This is a genomic window from Affinundibacterium fentianense (genome assembly GCF_018139545.1).
Taxonomy (GTDB): Bacteria; Pseudomonadota; Gammaproteobacteria; order Burkholderiales; family Burkholderiaceae_D; genus Undibacterium; species Undibacterium fentianense.
On record NZ_JAGSPJ010000005.1, the window covers coordinates 156,956 to 173,696 of the forward strand.

General features: G+C 47.9%; 14 protein-coding genes. All 14 read left to right on the forward strand.

The features are described 5' to 3' along the window. Positions 1 to 17 precede the first annotated feature (17 nt). Entirely contained in the window at positions 18 to 869 is an 852-nt protein-coding gene (locus tag KDM90_RS12630; protein ID WP_212675976.1) for a pilus assembly FimT family protein, read from the forward strand. Beyond that, a complete protein-coding gene (locus KDM90_RS12635) occupies positions 866 to 1,375 on the forward strand; it encodes a hypothetical protein (RefSeq protein WP_212675977.1) in 510 nt (169 codons plus the stop codon). The genes KDM90_RS12630 and KDM90_RS12635 overlap by 4 nt, the downstream gene beginning before the upstream one ends. Continuing rightward, positions 1,372 to 2,676 carry a hypothetical protein gene (locus KDM90_RS12640; RefSeq protein ID WP_212675978.1) on the forward strand — a complete coding sequence of 435 codons (1,305 nt, stop codon included), beginning with the start codon at positions 1,372 to 1,374 and terminating at the stop codon, positions 2,674 to 2,676. Before KDM90_RS12635 ends, KDM90_RS12640 begins: the two co-directional genes overlap by 4 nt. Next, positions 2,673 to 3,218, forward strand: a complete 546-nt coding sequence (locus KDM90_RS12645; RefSeq protein ID WP_212675979.1) for a hypothetical protein — start codon at positions 2,673 to 2,675, stop codon at positions 3,216 to 3,218. Before KDM90_RS12640 ends, KDM90_RS12645 begins: the two co-directional genes overlap by 4 nt. A 19-nt stretch (positions 3,219 to 3,237) precedes the next feature. Next, a complete protein-coding gene (locus KDM90_RS12650) occupies positions 3,238 to 3,858 on the forward strand; it encodes a hypothetical protein (RefSeq protein WP_212675980.1) in 621 nt (206 codons plus the stop codon). After that, the gene (locus tag KDM90_RS12655; protein ID WP_212675981.1) at positions 3,855 to 4,586 is read left to right on the forward strand and encodes a type II secretion system protein; all 732 of its coding nucleotides are present in this window, start codon (positions 3,855 to 3,857) and stop codon (positions 4,584 to 4,586) included. The genes KDM90_RS12650 and KDM90_RS12655 overlap by 4 nt, the downstream gene beginning before the upstream one ends. A 108-nt stretch (positions 4,587 to 4,694) precedes the next feature. Continuing rightward, positions 4,695 to 6,428, forward strand: a complete 1,734-nt coding sequence (mshL, locus tag KDM90_RS12660) for a pilus (MSHA type) biogenesis protein MshL (RefSeq protein ID WP_212675982.1) — start codon at positions 4,695 to 4,697, stop codon at positions 6,426 to 6,428. After that, the gene (locus KDM90_RS12665; RefSeq protein WP_212675983.1) at positions 6,425 to 7,492 is read left to right on the forward strand and encodes a tetratricopeptide repeat protein; all 1,068 of its coding nucleotides are present in this window, start codon (positions 6,425 to 6,427) and stop codon (positions 7,490 to 7,492) included. Before mshL ends, KDM90_RS12665 begins: the two co-directional genes overlap by 4 nt. Continuing rightward, the gene (locus tag KDM90_RS12670) at positions 7,489 to 9,033 is read left to right on the forward strand and encodes an ExeA family protein (protein WP_212675984.1); all 1,545 of its coding nucleotides are present in this window, start codon (positions 7,489 to 7,491) and stop codon (positions 9,031 to 9,033) included. Before KDM90_RS12665 ends, KDM90_RS12670 begins: the two co-directional genes overlap by 4 nt. A gap of 122 nt (positions 9,034 to 9,155) precedes the next feature. After that, positions 9,156 to 10,844: a GspE/PulE family protein gene (locus KDM90_RS12675; RefSeq protein ID WP_230409781.1), complete on the forward strand. Its 1,689-nt coding sequence runs from the start codon at positions 9,156 to 9,158 to the stop codon at positions 10,842 to 10,844. Between the two features lie 8 nt (positions 10,845 to 10,852). Continuing rightward, entirely contained in the window at positions 10,853 to 12,103 is a 1,251-nt protein-coding gene (locus KDM90_RS12680; protein WP_212675985.1) for a type II secretion system F family protein, read from the forward strand. A gap of 8 nt (positions 12,104 to 12,111) precedes the next feature. Then, positions 12,112 to 14,370: a type II secretion system protein gene (locus KDM90_RS12685; protein ID WP_212675986.1), complete on the forward strand. Its 2,259-nt coding sequence runs from the start codon at positions 12,112 to 12,114 to the stop codon at positions 14,368 to 14,370. Further along, a complete protein-coding gene (locus tag KDM90_RS12690; protein ID WP_212675987.1) occupies positions 14,367 to 15,524 on the forward strand; it encodes a type II secretion system protein in 1,158 nt (385 codons plus the stop codon). The genes KDM90_RS12685 and KDM90_RS12690 overlap by 4 nt, the downstream gene beginning before the upstream one ends. After that, complete coding sequence (locus KDM90_RS12695) at positions 15,521 to 16,738, forward strand: type II secretion system protein (protein ID WP_212675988.1); 1,218 nt, start codon at positions 15,521 to 15,523, stop codon at positions 16,736 to 16,738. Before KDM90_RS12690 ends, KDM90_RS12695 begins: the two co-directional genes overlap by 4 nt. Positions 16,739 to 16,741 lie beyond the last annotated feature (3 nt).

Here is a 16,741-nt window from a genome sequence, read left to right on the forward strand (position 1 = left end):
TTCGAGGAGCAAACAAAATGACTAAGCAAAAAATGCAGTCTAAAGTAGCTCGTCAAACGGGTTTCACTTTGGTTGAGATCGCGATTGTTTTGGTGATTATTGGCTTGATTTTGGGCGCTTTGGCAGTCGGTAAAGATGTACAACGTAATGCCGAATACCAAAAGATTGGCAATAAATTCGTGTATGAGTGGAAGCGTAGTTATGATGGCTTCTATCAACGTGCGGGTGTCGTACTAGGCGATAGCCAAATTGCACCGACCAATATGGTTGATGGAAACTTGGTGACGATAGGCGGACAACCTGCAGCGACAGCCAATCTGAACGGCGCCGTAGCTGGCGTGCCTGCGAGCTATGGCAATACAGGCCACCGTATTTGCAATGGACAAGGTTTTGCAAAGGATAGTGTTGGCGTGGGTGATCCTGAAATTTCGACACAGAACTTGCGTACTTTGATGCAACAAATCGGTAATCGTATGCCGCCAGGTCGTGGTGAAGGAAAAGAAGATCGTTACGTTTACACAGATACCAATGGTAACCCAGCCGAAATTCAAATCTGCTTCCAATGGAATCCAGCCGCGCAAATTCAAGGTGCTGGCAATGTCATGGTCATTCGCGGTTTGACACCTGATTTGGCGCGTTTCCTTGATCAAATGGTCGACGGTAAACCTGATGCACAAGAAGGTCGTTTCCGTCAGCAAAATGTCGCTGCTAATACAACCAACACCAGCAATCAAGCTGCTGCCCAATGGGGTGCGAACAATACCTATAACCAAGGCAATCCAGCGATCGCTTCGGCTACGGGCATTGGCCAACGGTTGGACGAAGATCAAGTGATCTTGGTCACGGCGATTTGGGTTATGGATCAATGAGTACGGGCGCCCTTGAAAAAGGCGCTTCTCAAGGCATTCCTGTGAAGTTGGTGATGCTGGGGGGCGCTGTCCTGATCTTATTGGCGGGTGTGTTCGCATTTGATCGTTCGCGAGCAGCGCAGCGTACGGCGGACAGCCGCGTTGCTGAAGCGGAAGTATCTTTGGCGCAAGCCAAAGATAGGCAGCAGTTGGCGCAGCGTAACCGCGCCTTGATCGAAGGGGCGCAAAAACTTCAAAAACTGGCAGATGAAACAGCGTATCTACCAGGAGGTTGGGGTGAGCGTCAGATCAATATGCGTCAAACCAATTTGTTGCGTAGCCAAGTCAATCCTTTACTCATGTCGAGCGCTAGAAATAAGGATCAACTTTTGAAGTTGGAAGAATTTGATTTGGCGGTAACACACTCGCAAGAAGGTTTGTTCGAAGTGTTGCCCGATTCGCGTCAACCCTTAATGCTGACATTTCGCGGCTCACTTTACTTCAGACTATCTGAAAGGTCTTTATGAAGTCGTCTTTGCTTCTGGCATTGCAAGGCAGTTGGTTAAGCTGCCGCGACGGTGTGTGGGCGGAAACTACAGAGTTTCCGCGCCTGCCGGCGAATACTAATATTTTATGTGACTTTGACAGCGCGCCATTTGGCGTCATGCCAGTCGATACTCGGCCTGATTTCGCTGCAGCGGTGATCGAAAAGACCCTGCGCAGTGAAGGCTTGGTCGACGGCGAAGTTCACATGCTGCCGCATCGTATTTTCGCTGTTGGTGGTGGATCTAAGGTTTTGTACACAGCGGTTCCGCTGACTTTTTGGCAAAGTGTGTTTGCCTGGTTGGGTACACAAACGGATATCCATTTGTTGTTCTCGGTTGAGACCGCGATGTTGGCTTTATCGCAAAAACACGATGCTGTTTTATGCCGTGTTGGCCGTCAATTTCGTTTGCTCGTTTCTAATCCAACGACCTTGGTTTCGATCTCTGTCAATGCCTATTCCGATGATATTGATGATATTGAAACGGCGTTAAACAATCTTTGCGATCAGGCTAGACCACAATGGTCGCCGCGCAATGAAAAAATGAACATTCTCTGGGTTGACCTATTAGCTCCTGGTAAGAATGTCGAAGCCGCGCACACAGCGCACGTTGCAAAGCGCTTGGGGGTGCAAGTCGTCGTCGCACCTACTGTTGCATTTGGAAATGCAGAGAAAACCTTGCATAGTGCAGCGGACACTTTCATGGACGTGTTAAGTTGGCGCAATGCATTGAATCCTACTTTAGATCGCGTTGCCTCTGCTTCTGATCGTTTCGGTTTGCCAATTGCTGCATTGACTGCAGCTTGTGGTGCGGGCTTGCTCGCAGTTTCCGCTTTCTGGGGAATTCAAACGGCACAAATGAAATCTCGCGAACAGGACATCACGCAAGAGATCGCAAAAATCGATGCGCAAAACGGTCAATATGCAGTTTCACCGAACACATTGCTCGAGCCGTTTAAACCGACCACGCAGTTTTTGGGTAAATTGCAAGAGGCAGTCAATAGCCCAGATCCGCTTGATTTCTTAGCGCATTTACGCAAAGCATCCGAGCAACGGGTGCGCGTGATGCGAGTTCGCCTTAACCCCCTTGATGGCAGTTTCCGCGTGGATGGCGTGCCATACACGGATGTCGCGAGCGCGAATAGTTTGTCTGGATTTATCGCCGAAATGCAAGTGTTGGGATACGAATTGAAATCTGAAGATCCTGGTTCACAAGGGCAACAGACTGGCTACTTCTCGTATTCCGTCACTAAATCCAAGAACAGTGCTGGAGGGAAGTTATGAAAAAATATACAGCGCTTGCACTGACTCTGATTAGTGTGCTCGGACTCATTTGGGTTGGAGTGGTTTTAACAAAAATGCAGTTTGGTGGTTCTGTTTATCGTCCAGAGGCGATTTCAAATCAGCAGTTGGTTAAAGAGGGCGATACTGCGAAGAAGAATCTTCAAAGTTTGAGCTCCATGTTGGTTTTGTTAGATCAAATGAAGACGAATCCTAGCATTGCGTTTGCACCTGTGGCGCAGGGGCCGGAACTGAAAGCTGGGAAACCGAGTTATGTGAGCAACCCAGCGGCGGTCGCTGCTGCAGCGGCTGCGGCAGCGAAAAAAGCTATCCCAGCTATTTCGATGATTTACGTATCCTCTGATATGCAGAAAGTCGTGATAAACGGACGTGCTTATGAAGTCGGTGATGTTTTACCAAACGGTGGAAAAATTCTTGAAATAAATTTGGATCAGGTTGCTTATGAACAAGGCAAACGCCGCCTCATTATGAAAGCACCGCAATCCCAAGTGTTGGGAACCACCGTTAAGCCAGTGCTGGAATAAAGAAGTAAGGGGAAATGAGATGAACTCAAAATGGATGTTGACTGGTGGGGTGATTGCGGTGGCTGCAGGCGTTGCTTATTTCGCGACACGCCCCGATACGAATAAAGATGCAAGTCGTGTTCAACCTGCTTCAGCATCTGTTACGGGAACATCCCCTACCTCAGCGGTCAAGCCGAAGGTGGAAGAAGCGCCACCTTGGGCGAATAGTTCAGCAGGTGGCATGCGCGATCAGAGTGTTTCCAACACGACTGCGCTCCCAACTCCAGAGATGGGGGTACCGAAGGCGAACGCGAAAAGCATGAATCCTGCTGAGCTGCAAAAAATGCAGAGTGAACTATTGACCGCAGTGCAGTCCGGAAATCCTGATCCTAAACGTTTGAAAGAAATCCTCCTGCATTTGAAACAAACTCAGGGAAATAACGTAGGCGGAGTGAATGTTGATGTGTTGATCGGTAATCTGGATGCCTCGCAGCAGCTGCAAACGATCGCTGCTGAAGTGCAAAAAGAAGCGCAAAAGCCTGGTGGCCCCGATCAACGCAAGATGCAAGAGTTAACTGACAAAATGAAAAGAGTACAAGGGCAAATGCGTACCGATGTCATGATTGCGAGTCCTACTTCGCCAGTGCAAGCATCGAAATGAAACGAATAGAAAAAATTGCGAGATACCAGATAAGTAGGGATCGCACGCAATCCGGATTTAGCTTGCTAGAAGTGGCAGTGGCCATTGCCGTCATCGGTTTAATAGCAGCGGTTTCGTCCATGAGTTACTGGGGACTGTGGCGCGAACTGGGTGGCAAAAGCGGTGTGGATGCGCAATTAGTTTCTTTGTCGGGAAGTGTCGTGACCTTTGTTAAAACCAATCACCGTCTACCATGTCCAGACCGTGATGGGACAGGCTACGAAACTTTAGATACAGATGGAAAATGTGTTGCGGGATTGGAAGTGGGTTGGTTGCCGTATGTTAGTTTGGGCTTAAGTCCTCCAGCGGCTATACATCGAGCTTACTACGGGGTTTATCGCAATGGTGGTACCACGCCGTCGGCAGATTTGGCGGTGAATGCGGACATGAATAATTTGACTGCAGCGGCTCAAGCACCACATAGTGCATCGTACATTTATGCGACAGGTGATGGCACCACAACAAATGGGGTCGAAGATTGTTCGGCGACTGTTTTAAATAACCCTGCATTCTTGGTTTTGTTGGCAGGTGAGGATCGTGATAACGATACTTCACCACTAGATGGAGTGAATAGCGGTTTGCCTAGCGGGAAATGTTTTAGTGCGCCTTCACGCGGCATTGACGCACGGTTTGACGATAGAAGTCTTGCAGTAAGTTTTTATGCGGTGATGGCAGAGTTAAACAAATAAATGGAACAAAGACTGTTTGATTTCGGCGAGAGCAATGCTTGAAATCAATCAAATCTTAAAAGATAAAAAAGCAGATAAATAATTATTAGTGAAAAGGCGAGTGAAGCAATGAAGAAATCTCCGTTTTTCCCAAAAACTGGCGCAGCGCACTTTGTTCAGTCAAAGATGGTCGTTGCTTTGGTGGGTGCGTCCCTATTGGTTAGTTGTGCATCGCCGACCCCACGTAGTTTGTCTACTCTGCCTGAAGTAGAGAAAAAGTCGATCAGTGCGGTGACAAAAAACCTTGCTGAGGAATCGGCGAAACTCGCTGCTGCGCAAGAAGAATTGCGTAAGCTGATGGAGCGCAAAGATTCACAGGATTTGCCTGAACCGGTCGCACCAAAACATGATCCATTGAATGATATTGTGGTTTCAGTAAAGCTACAAAACGCGACACTGAGTTCAATTTTGCAAGTGTTCTCCGAACAGGCAAAAATGAATATGTTGGTGGATCCAGAAGTTCTACGTATCGATCGTCGTGCCAGCCTTTACCTAAATCGTGTTACCGCACGTGAACTATATCGCCACATTCTCGACGTGTTCGATTTGTCTGGAAGCGTCGACGGCAATACCATTAAGATTGGGATATTTGACGAAAAGTTCTACAACATCGATTTTCTCAATTCACGCATGAATCTTGATTTAACTGCTGGGGGTAACGTCTTTGGCGCGAATTCCGGCGGAGGTGGCGGTGGAAGCGGTGGTAGTGGCGGTGGTGGCGGCGGAAGCTCAGGTGGTGACCAAATTCGCGGCAATATTTCCCTCACTGGCGGTAGTGGAAAACAGGTTGAACCGTACGACCAGCTCGAAGCCAATTTGAAGCGGATGATTGGTGGTGAAATCAGCGAAAATGCGCAGAACGATAAAGAGAATGAGTTAAAACGCAATGTGTATAGTCTGAATAAGAACTCGGGTACTTTGTTTGTTCGTGCACGCCCATCTCAAATGAAGATGGTCGACAAAATGATTGAACGCTATAAATTGGTGATGCGCCGTCAAGTTTTGATCGAAGCCCAATTGATGGACGTTCAATTGAATGATCAATTCCAATATGGTGTGGACTGGAATCTTTTGCGTGACAACGTCGCTGGGATGGTAGGCGGCGCTCCTATTGGTATCGGCGCAGCTGCAGCTGTATTGCCCAATGCTAGTGCGGGTTTGCCTATTCGTACTTTGAGCTTCCCATCTTCAAGTCTTGGGTATTCAGAAGGTCGCTCGACGGGTCTTGGTTATAGCAATGGTAGCTTTTCTGCAGCCTTGAATTTGTTACGCGGATTTGGGAATGTCAAAGTCTTGTCCAATCCTAGTATTCGTGTCAGGAATAATGTTCCAGCGCTGCTGAGTGTGGGTAGCGCCAATCGTTATGTTGCCAAATCAACGGTCACAATTAGTAATCCAGGCGGCGGTGCATCGACTACCTCAACTGACGTTCAAACGGACTCTGTATTCAGTGGCGTCATTATTGGCGTAGTCCCGTTCATCGGCGAGCAAGGCAATGTGGAATTGATGATTAATCCTATGCAAACGGAAGTTGATCAGTCTAGTCTGCAATTGCAGGACGTCGGTGGTGGTGGCCGCGTCACACTACCAAAAATTAGTTTCAAAGGTATGACGACAACCTTGAATATCAAAGATGGCGATACGGTGATTATCGGTGGTTTGATTGATCAAAGCAGTTCGGGTAACGATCGCGGTACTCCAGGCCTATCCGATGTGCCACTCTTTGGAAAGCTATTTGGCAATGAGTCGACCAGCCAACATACTCGTGAATTAGTCATTGTTTTGAAAGTGAAATTGCTGTGAGTCTGATCTACAACGCACTCAATAAGCTCGAGAAAAAATTGGAAAATGGCACGCCGAATCCAATCGGCAGTGTCAGCGCCGACCAATACGTGCTCGTGACGAAACCGGCTGGAATGCCAGGTTGGGTGAAGTTTTTATTAGCGTTGTGTGTGTTGGGCGTTGTCGCTGGATGGTTAGCGATGACCGTATTACGCGATCAAATCCAAGCTTTGAAACAGGGCTTGGATGCAAGTTCAGTTGCAGCAAAGAAATCGGATTCGACACCTGCGCCGAAACAGCCCCAAGAGATGGCGGTTCCAAATGGGAATGCCGATACTTCGCCAACCGCCAATGTGGATAAAAATCTTGAACAAGATTTGAAAGCCATGTTGAACGCGGCCGCGAATGAGAATGTGAAGACCGAGGGGAAATCCGACCCCACTTCGCCTGAACTCAAACCGGCTGCAATTGGCGCGCAAATTGCGAAAATACAGCAAGAGGCAGTTGCCAATGTCGCTGCAGCGGCGGCAGCAAACGAACAAGAAACACAAGTTGTTCCTGAGCGAGAAATTTCTCATGTTGAGATTCGAGTCGAAACACCGAATTCCTCCAATTCTATGCAAGGGACGAAAGCACGCGCTGAAAAATCAAGTGCCTCTAAGGTTGCCAAGTTAGAGAAAAATGCGAAGCCAGCTGCAGCGCCGAGTGCGGAAGAGTTGAATTCTCAGGATGTCGCACGTTTGACTTTAGCAATCAAATCTGCAATTCAAGTGGGTAAAAAAACGGAGGCCGATGAGCTCATCGCACAACTTCAAACTAAGCTTGATCCAGAAAGTTTGACTTTGCTGCACCTGAAGGCATGGCGTCAAATGCAAGGTGGCGATCAACAGCAGGCGATTCATTGGTATCAACAAATTGTTGGACGCAATCCTGAAGATGAAATTGCAGCGGTCAATTTAAGTTTGTTGTACTGGCGCGCAGGGCAAAAAAACGAGGCACGTAAGGTGATTGTCGATATTGCTGAGCGTAAGCCTGATTCAGAAATCGTTCAAACATATAGTCGTCAGTTCGGAGTGCAAAAATGACAGAGCAGGGATTGCTTCCGAATCATTTGCGCGCATTAGGATTTAATCGAAACCCCTTTCCGCAAACACCTGATGCGGATTGCTATTTTCGAACCGAGCAGATTGCACAATATAGTCTGGAAGCATTTCATTGCTTAAAAGCTGGAAAAGGGTTTGTTTTATTGACAGGTGAAGTCGGTACTGGAAAAAGTACTTTCTTACGTTGCCTGATGGACGAATTACATACGGCAGATTGTGCTGTTTCGTTTGTGTTCAATACCTTTTTGCAAGGACGGAATTTATTACTGGCGCTGAACCGCGATTTTGGTATCGAAGCTGGGGCGGATTTCGCAGAAGACATCGAATTGTTGAATCAATATTTGATTGAACAATACGCCCAAGGGCGTTGCTGTGTGCTGGTGATCGATGATGCACAGAATCTGGATAAGGAAAGTCTTGAGCTGTTGCGTTTGCTGTCGAATTTAGAAACACGCCAAAATAAGTTGTTGCAAATCGTTTTGTCAGGCCAACCTGAATTGCTTGATATTTTGGAAAAGAAGGAAATTCGACAATTGACTAGCCGCATTATGCAACACATTCAGTTGTGGCCATTCGATCGATCTGAGTGTGCGCGTTATGTGAATTTTCGTATTTCTAAAGCAGGTGCAGATGGCAGAATTAGTTTGTCACCATGGGCGAATTTAGCGCTGCATTGGTATTCGAAGGGGAATCCTCGTCGCATTCACACGATTATGGATCGATGTTTATATGGGATAGCACCGGATACTCAACAAGAGATTAGCGTCGGTTTGATACGAGCTGGAGTTCGTGAAGGTGGTGTCGCTCATCGATTTCCCTATCGGACCGCATTCGCAAGTTTTGCGCTGTTGAGTTTAGGGATTGTTTCTTTTTCTTGGTGGTTGGCGACTGGTCAAAGTTCACAAGCGAACGCCAATCAGGTTGCCCAAGCTAGCCAAGCGACCCCCAAATTGAATTCGCCAGCGAAAGCGAACGCGGTTGTGCATCCATCGTCTTCTCAGGGATCGACGGTAGAATCAACCGATGCAAAGGTTGCCCTTGCAGCGACGGTGAATGCGGAAGAGAACAAAGTCAAGTTGTGTTTAAAGCAGTACGCAGCGGAGTTTTTGTATGCGGAATTGAATGACGGACTTGATGTAGTGAAACGTCAAACAGTGATGAGTGGCTTAGCAAAGCGTGGACTGGCACTTGCATTTTTACCAGCAGGTCTGCGCTTGCCAGAGACGAGTGCATCACAGAATCATTGCACTGCGATCGGTAAAACGGGGAGCTGGGTCTTATGGAAACCGAAATATTTACCGTTTGAATTAACTAGAAATACTGATGCCGCTAGGATCGAATGGTTGCAAACAAGGCTCGCTTCAAATCGCCTTTACAGTGCAGATATTGATGGATTGTTTGGGCCGAAGACGACCAATGCATTGCACCAGTTTCAACGTTGGCATGGATTGACTGCAGATAATTTGATTGATCCTTGGGCATTGTTTTTGCTAGAACACGATCTGGGTAATGTGACAAGCTGAGACTTCTCAGTGAGGAATGAATTAGGTATTGCGAGGTGCCTAGATTGCCTGCAAGTATGAACAGAAATAGAAAACGACATTGAAGAAATCGCAAACGCACAATTCAAATCATGGATGAACAAATGATTGTAGAAGATAAAAATAATTTGATCGGGGCAGAAGCAGAATTAGGCTTTCTCGGAGAACGTCTGATATCGGCCGGTGTATTAACGCCAGTGCAATTAGAGTATGCGTTGCAGAAACAATCGGTTGAAGGTGGCCGTTTAGGACAAGTCTTGGTTCAGCATGGTTTACTTACTGAGCGTGACTTGGCGAAGAATCTATCGGAACAACGTGGCTTTCCATTTGTCGAGATTGATCATGTACCAGAGCCAGATCCTCAACTGTTGAGCTTGTTTAATCGTGAATTGTGTTTGACTCGCGGATTCATGCCTTTACAAAGAAAAGGCGACCAAGTCGAAATTTTGCTCGGTGATGGCGATCCTGAAAAATTGGTTGAACTGATTCAGCGGCGCAGTGGCCATTTACCCATTTTTTATCAAGCAGAATTTACGCATGTTTTGCAACGTGTGCGGCAAGTTTATTACTTTGCACAAAATCCAGCAGAGGCGCTCATCCAGCGTGAAATCGATCTGTTAGCAGACGATGTAGATCATTCACGTAGCCCAGAGAAATTGTTGGAGTACATTTTGCATTTGGCGGTGCGTGAGCGCGCCACAGATATTCACATTGCGCCCTCTGCGACAAGCTATCATATGTTGTTCAGGATTGACGGTGTTTTACGCCCGATGTTCGCACTTCCGAATTCGTTGTCGCGTTTGGTGGTATATGTAAAACTCGGTGCCGAAATGGATATTTCGGAACAGCGTCGGCCACAGGATGGTAGTTTCCAAACGACGATTTTGGACACGCCATTTACCGTTCGTGTTTCCATATTAGTGACGGAATACGGCGAACGCATGGTGTTGCGCTTGTTGCCTGAGAGTTCCGATTTATCACGTCTTGAGCAGCTTGGATTCCGTGATAAAGATATCCAGCAATTGCAAAGGATTTTTGCAAAACCTTCTGGCATGGTCTTACTGACGGGGCCGACTGGTTCGGGTAAAAGTACGACTCTACATGCCGCATTGCGCCTACAAACATTGATCGAACGAAATGTTTTGACGGTTGAAGATCCGATTGAATATCGCTTGGCGACCATTGGTCAAACCCAAGTAAATCGACGTGCGGGTTATGAATTTAGTACCGCATTACGCCATTTCTTGCGCCACGACCCAGATGTGATTTTGGTCGGTGAGATTCGCGATGCTGAAACTGCGCAAGCGACGGTTACCGCTTCTGCGACAGGTCACTTGGTTTTGTCAACATTGCACGTTGCTAGTGCTTTTGGTGTGATTACTCGTTTGGTTCCGCTGGGTTTGCAACCACAAACGATTGCTGAAAATCTTGTTGCAGTGATCAATCAACGATTGGTTCGAACAAATTGCCCACATTGTGCAAAGCCAGCAGCGTTGAATGATGCGCAGAAAAAGTGGCTGGGTAAATTCAATTGTGAACATAGCATGGCAAGCGAAGGTTGTGCACGTTGTGGTCATACTGGTTTCCATGGTCGTCTGCCAATTTACGAAATTCTCCATGTCGATGATCACATGGCAAACGCGATCGCAGAGGGTGATGGTCGTAGCGCGCTTCGAAAAGTCGCAATTGATTCCGGATTTGAGCCCATGGTTGAAATGGCGAAGTGGCGAATATCACAAGGTCAAACAACCTTTGATGAAGTATGGCGTGTTATCGGTGAAAGTCCGGAGTAAAGCGAACCATGAATACTTACTTTTATCGTGTTTTGTTGGCCAATGGACGCACACGTTATGGCATGTTGCGTTTGATGGTTGAGCGTGATCTTTCCGCTAAGGTTTGGTTAGAGCGGCATTACGAAGCAGTGGTGCTGCAGCTATATCGTTTGCCGTATTGGTTGGCGAGTCTGATCGGTGCTGGTGGCACAATCGGACAGAAATTACCACCAATTGAATTGAGTGGTTTGTTGCGCGATTTGGCGGTCATGACGAAGGCCGGTGTCCCCATTATTGAATCGTTAAAAGCGATTTCAGAGGAAACTGACACTTCACAAAAACGGATCGCGTCTACGGCGAGATTATTAATTTCTGCCTTGGATGCAGGGGCACCAATCAGCGAGGCATTTAACCGTCACCCGAATATTTTTCCCGAGTCCGTTCGCAATTTGATGGAAATTGGTGAGGAGTCTGGTACGGTCGACAAAATGTTGCTTGAGGCCGCTGAGCATATAGAACGCATGACCGCATTGAGCCGGAATATGCGACAAGCCTTGATTTATCCAGCATTTGTCTTTGCGACGATGTTAGGTGCGGCCTTGTTCTGGATCTACTATGTGATTCCGAATTTGGCGGGTTTGTTCTTGCAAATGCGTGTGAAGTTACCAAAAATCACCTTGATGGTGCTTGAAATGTCGAAATGGATGGAGGGACATGCCAATACCTCGTTGTACATCTTCCTTGGCGTGATCTTTCTATTTTGGGCACTACTGAAATTAAGTCGAGGTACGCGTAAGCTGACCTTTGGTATTGCGCATAAATTGCCTATATTTAAGACACTTGTCACCGCTTCTGGCATGGCGTTTATTACTGAACATTTGGCAATTATGATCGCGTCCGGTGTCGATATTATGCGCAGCTTAGGTGTGCTAGAACGTGCTTTGACGGATGAGTACTACAAAGAACGTATTAAGAATGTCAGAACAGCAGTGGAACGCGGCGAATTGTTGGCGTCTGCGATGCGTCAGGTTGGTGGATTCCCTCCAATGGCATTGCGCATGATTGCGGTCGGTGAAGAGACGGGATCGTTGGACAAGCAATTGAAGCAACTCGCTCAGGAATACCGGATGCGACTCGCGCATTTGATTGCGTCGTTATCGGAAATTATCAAACCAGTCATTATTTTGCTAGCAGGTCTATTCTTTGTCTTGATGATTGTTGCCCTGTTACTGCCGATCTATGACTTGGTCAGACAAGCCTCATTGATGAATATGGGCTAGGAGGAAATATGTCGAACAGGATGGATAGTCGGTTGCAAGCTGAACGTAGTCAAAGACTGCGCGATAGCCGTAAGCAACAAGGTTTCTCACTTTGGGAATTGGCCGTTATGGTCGGTTTGCTGGTGATAGGCATCGTCGCTGGAACGATTTTCTTGAAATCCGGTGAGACGAGTCAACGAGAAACCGATCGTACTCGATTGCTGCAAGCCGCGGACTTTGCCATTGCTGCTTTTATTTCAGAGCATGGACGGCTACCATGCCCAGCTTCGAATGTAGAAACAGGGGTCGAAGACTGCGGAACAGGTCAAAAAGGGTGGTTGCCGATTGCTACTTTAGGTCTTGATGCAAGTGTACCTGCACGGGGCGCGCAACAAATTCGTTATGTTGTCTACCGCAGTAACGATTCCGATCTGGCGCAGCTTACTGATCAGTTCAACCCAAGTGGTTGGGAGAAGTACTCAGTCCCTTCCGCGGGGGATCCACTCAGTACGGGGCAATTCAATGCCTTGGATTTCTGCGAAGGCCTGACCTTGGCGATCAAAGCGGGGCCAAGTCAAAGCAATGCGCACATATTACTTCCCTCATCAGGATTTATTAACGTTGCCTATGCCTTAGCGGAAGCGGGTACCGACCGCGATAGTGACGGCAATATTTTTGACGGCACTAAGAATTTCGACGCAAGTTACAAGGGGTTTGAATCACCATTGCGTGGCGCGGACGGCGATTATGATGACCGTGTGTTGGCTCGCAGCTTTTTGGATGTCGCGAATCACTTGAGTTGTCCTCAAGGTACTCGGAGTATGGACGCGCTGGCGCAAGCGGTGGAAACTGCAAATGAGGTCGCGGAACAAAAACAAGATAATGCTGATGCAGCCCGAATTGCGACGATAGTCGAAAGTGTTAAGGCTTTGTTATCTGCTGCAGATATCGCTGGTGGCGTACTAACCATGGTAGCCGCGGTTACCGCTTTGTCGGTGGCTTCAGCAGGTGTCGCCACCAACGCAGCCTTGTGTGCTGCGATTATTACGGCACCAGTTGGTTGTCCCTTGCTCGCCACGTTTAGTGCCGCGCTCGCGGTGGCCATTGCCGCCGTTGTCGCTGCTGGGGTGGCGATCGCGGCGAGTACGGCAGCCTTAGCTTTACAAATAGTGACGGCGGTCAAAACTTCCATCGTCGCCAAAAAAGCAGCAGCGCTAGCGGAACAAGGGAATCCAACAGACTTGGCAGGGATGATCGAGCAAATGCGTTTAGCGTATGAAGACGCAAAAGCACGTGCTGCGACGGATCTCGCCAAATCGAATGCGGATAGGACTGCGGCAAATAATGCCTTAACCGCGTACAACAATAGTGTTGATAGCGTCTATGCGACCGCGCATCTTTGGGATCCCGCGAAGGCAAATGATCCTGAGTTGGCAATCGTGTTGCAGAACTACAAAGACTACAATGCGGCATTTTTTGAAAGTAAAACTGCTGAATCGAACGCAGACTCTGCTAAGAAAAAAGCGGATGCATTGGAAGGGAATGTGAATACCGCGAAGGCTGAATGGGATACTGCTGCAGCGATTACGCCTTCTACTCCTGAAAATATCATCGCGACTACGAAAGCGGTCGCCGATGCCGCAGCGGCGGCTGAAACAGCAGCGAAAGCAGCTGCGGCAGCGGATCCAGGCAATGCAACACTCGCAAAAGCGGCTGCTGATGCAAGTATGAAAGCAGCGATGGCTTCGATCGATGCAGGGAATGCTCGTCTTGATCCTACCAATTATGTCGCAAACAAGAAAAAGGCTTGGGAAGATAGGAAAAAAGATTGGGAAGATGCCAAACTGGAAGCCACCAATTTAGCGGCGACAGCGGCAACGAAGAAAGCGATTGAAGATAGTAAGGCAGCCACCTATAACAACAGCGTCGATTACGCGACGACGAAGAAAGATGGAAATGGGAACTACTATTACGATCAGGCTTGGAACAATCCTTTCGGCTGTCTCTTCGACAGTGGAGATCACCCAGAAAATTGTTATTCCTACGTTAAATTGCGTTTGTATGAATCGAAAATCAAATATAACGATTGGGTCGCAAAAGAAGGTATAGCGGTGAATAGTAAGAAACTATCTGACGAATCTGCGAAGGCAGAAGCGGATGCGCTGAAATCCTATAATGATATTAAAAACACACCGTCCGGTGGAGATCCAACTGCGACAGGTATTTCCTTACTGTCTGGTGCCGCGGCGATCTTAGAAGGGGCTGATACGAAAGGAACAGTAAAATGAAACGTTTTCCTTTCGCCTCTGCGCGTGGTTTTAGCTTACTTGAATTATCGGTGGGAATCGTTGTCATCGGCATATTGACTGTTTCTCTCGTCTTATTCATTCCAAAGATCAAGTCTTTGCCAGCCTTTTCGCAACATTCAGGCAATCCTTTGGATCAGGCGAATAAAGCGATAGAAGGTTTTGTGATCGCGAATAGTCGCCTGCCTTGTCCAGATACGTCTCCAAACAATATCGGCGATGAGGATTGCAGTGGGGCGGCGGTGACCGGCTGGTTGCCGACGCGAACACTAGGCATCACCCTGAGTGAGCCAGTACGTTATGGTGTCTATCGGCAGAGCACCGCGCTTGCATCGAATGACTATGATTTGGCGGTATTAAAAGATCGCTATGTGCCCTTGCTGCCGTCAACGTATGCATCAAGTTACAGCGTCAAAAAAAATGGGCTAGATTTTTGTATTGGTTTGTTGAATTTGACCGGCAACGGGGGAATCGTCTTAACCGCGGGCGATGCAATCCCCATCGCGTATGGCTTGGCGACGGCAGGCGCGGCGAATGCCGATCAGCGTGATGATGGTGTGTATTCAAAATTTGATGGTTTGAACGTCAAGCCCGGACAATTTGAATTGTCGGGTGCGCAAAAAACCAATGTCTACGATGATGATACCCGCACAGTCGGAAGTGCCGAATTTTTTGAACGTTTGGCTTGTACGCAAAAATTGGCAGCGGTGAATTCGGTCGGACGCGCTGCTTATGTCGCCTACGACGTCGATGAAGTTGCCAAGTTTTATGTCAAGTTCAGAACTTTTCAAGTAAAGGTTGCTGAATTGAATAATGCGATGGTCGGAACGGCTAAAGATTTGGCGATTGCTGACTTAGCGATTTCGATCGCCGGAATGGGCGTTGCGGTGGCAGGGATGTTTGAAAGCCCTGGCCCAGCCGGTGCATTTGGTATCGCGACGGCTGGTGCTGCGATAGCGATGGCGGGCTATTCGATGGCAGAAGCTCTGAAAGAGGTTCCCAAAGCCGCTGAAGACCTGACGACAGCACGTCAACAGAAGATTGCTTCTGACAATTTTAAAGTACAAACGGGCATTGATTTGACGACTGCAATGACAACAATCAATACCTTGGATGGAAAGGGCATACGACCATGAGAAAGCAGAATAGTGGTTATACCCTGCTTGAGTTAGCGGTAGGGATGGTGGTACTTGGTGTGATCACAATTGCTGTGGTCTACTTTGGAAAGTTTGCCAATCAAAGAGTTGAGCAAATCGCAGTTCCACAGATTTTAAAAATTGCCGACGACGCGATCGTGGGTTTTATCGCTGCGAAGCATCGCTTGCCTTGCCCTGATACCAATAGCGATGGACTTGAAAACTGCGGTAGCGATTTAGTTGGTAAGTTGCCATATAAGACACTTGGCTTAGCACGCGCGGACATGACGTCGATACGCTACGGCGCTTTTGTTAAGAAGGATGCGGTCGCAGCAAATGATATCGACTTGACTGATGCGAAAGATCGGTTCGCCCCCTTGTTGACAAATATTCCGGTCGGACCAGGCATTGCTCCAATGGCGGTGAGTACGGTCTTGAATGAAGTCAACGGTATTGATTTTTGTCACGCACTAAGGTTGGGAAATGCGTTACCACGAAATCGCACGGGCGCTACAGCGGCAGATGTCACGGCGATCGAAGAAAATTTGCATATCCGAAATGCCGCTGGATTAACGTTGAAAAACGTTGCATACGCTTTGTCATTGCCATCGAACAGTAGTGATCCTGCCACGAATATCAATAATATAACGAATGCATTTGCCGCACCGAATAACCCTATTGCATCGGGGTCACAGGACACCGTGATTGCAATGGATTTCGCACAAATTTCTGATCGTCTTTCTTGCTCAGGTGTGTTGGCATCAGCTAGTCACTCGCATCCGAACGTCGCTAGTGCTGCGGCGATTATGCGTGGCGCGATGTTGGATTACAAAGTACAACTTGATTTGGAATTGGAGATGGCAGAACTGGGCGTCTTGTCTGCCGGCGTCGGTGTGGCTGGCGCGATTGGCGCGACAACCGGTGCAGCATCAGAGGTTTTAACCGCAGTCTCTGAGACTATCTCTAGTTTTGGCGGCATGTCCGCTGCGATTGGTATCGCAGCTGTGGCAACTGCTCTCAGCGTCGCAGCAACGGTGGTGGCGGGACTAGGATTAGATAGTGCGATGACGACGCGTGATCAAGCGCAAGATAGGGTGAATGAATTTTCCGGAAATCATGCCACTAGTAAAAAAATAATGGAAGAATCAGGCACCTTGGCGAACGCTATTCGGGCGCACGCGATTGCTTCTGATGCTGCTGGAATTTATCGTTAATGA